A 1,185-nucleotide genomic window follows, 5' to 3' on the forward strand; every position below is an offset into this window, starting at 1 on the left:
GGTGGCCCAACCCCTTGTGGGAGGGAGCTGTCGAAGGTGGGACTGGCGATTGGGACGAAGTCGTAACAAGGTAGCCGTACCGGAAGGTGCGGCTGGATCACCTCCTTTCTAAGGAGCACTTCTTACCAGTTTCGGCTGGTCAGAGGCCAGTACATCAGCGAATGTCTGATGCTGGTTGCTCATGGGTGGAACGTTGACTACTCGGTCCAGTTTTCGGGCCGGTGGCTGCCAGTACTGCTCTTCGGAGCGTGGAACGCATGATCACCGGACGGGGCTTGGCCGGGCACGCTGTTGGGTGTCTGAGGGAATGAACCCCTCAGTTGCCGGCCCCAGTGCACTCGAGCTCTGGCTCGGGGTGATGGGTGGTTGGTCGTTGTTTGAGAACTGCACAGTGGACGCGAGCATCTGTGGCCAAGTTTTTAAGGGCGCACGGTGGATGCCTTGGCACCAGGAACCGATGAAGGACGTGGGAGGCCACGATAGTCCCCGGGGAGTCGTCAACCAGGCTTTGATCCGGGGGTTTCCGAATGGGGAAACCCGGCAGTCGTCATGGGCTGTCACCCGCTGCTGAACACATAGGCAGTGTGGAGGGAACGCGGGGAAGTGAAACATCTCAGTACCCGCAGGAAGAGAAAACAACCGTGATTCCGGGAGTAGTGGCGAGCGAAACTGGATGAGGCCAAACCGTATACGTGTGAGACCCGGCAGGGGTTGCGTGTGCGGGGTTGTGGGATCTCTCTTCTGTTGTCTGCCGGCAACAGGACGAGTCAGAAACCGTTGATGTAGGCGAAGGACATGCGAAAGGTCCGGCGTAGAGGGTAAGACCCCCGTAGTCGAAACATCAGCGGCTCGTTTGAGAGACACCCAAGTAGCACGGGGCCCGAGAAATCCCGTGTGAATCTGGCGGGACCACCCGCTAAGCCTAAATATTCCCTGGTGACCGATAGCGGATAGTACCGTGAGGGAATGGTGAAAAGTACCGCGGGAGCGGAGTGAAATAGTACCTGAAACCGTGTGCCTACAAGCCGTGGGAGCGTCGGACATCAAGCTTGCTTGGTGTCTCGTGACTGCGTGCCTTTTGAAGAATGAGCCTGCGAGTTTGCGGTGTGTTGCGAGGTTAACCCGGGTGGGGTAGCCGTAGCGAAAGCGAGTCCGAACAGGGCGTTTCAGTAGCACGCTCAAGAC

2 rRNA genes are annotated in these 1,185 nt (G+C 58.3%); both read left to right on the plus strand.

The annotated features are described in order from the left end of the window. Window positions 1-108: ribosomal RNA gene (locus RM812_RS41780) — 16S ribosomal RNA — on the plus strand; the annotation flags it as partial. 301 nt (window positions 109-409) lie between these two features. Then, window positions 410-1,185: ribosomal RNA gene (locus tag RM812_RS41785) — 23S ribosomal RNA — on the plus strand; the annotation flags it as partial.

This window comes from Streptomyces lancefieldiae (assembly GCF_031845825.1).
GTDB classification, from domain to species: domain Bacteria; phylum Actinomycetota; class Actinomycetes; order Streptomycetales; family Streptomycetaceae; genus Streptomyces; species Streptomyces lancefieldiae.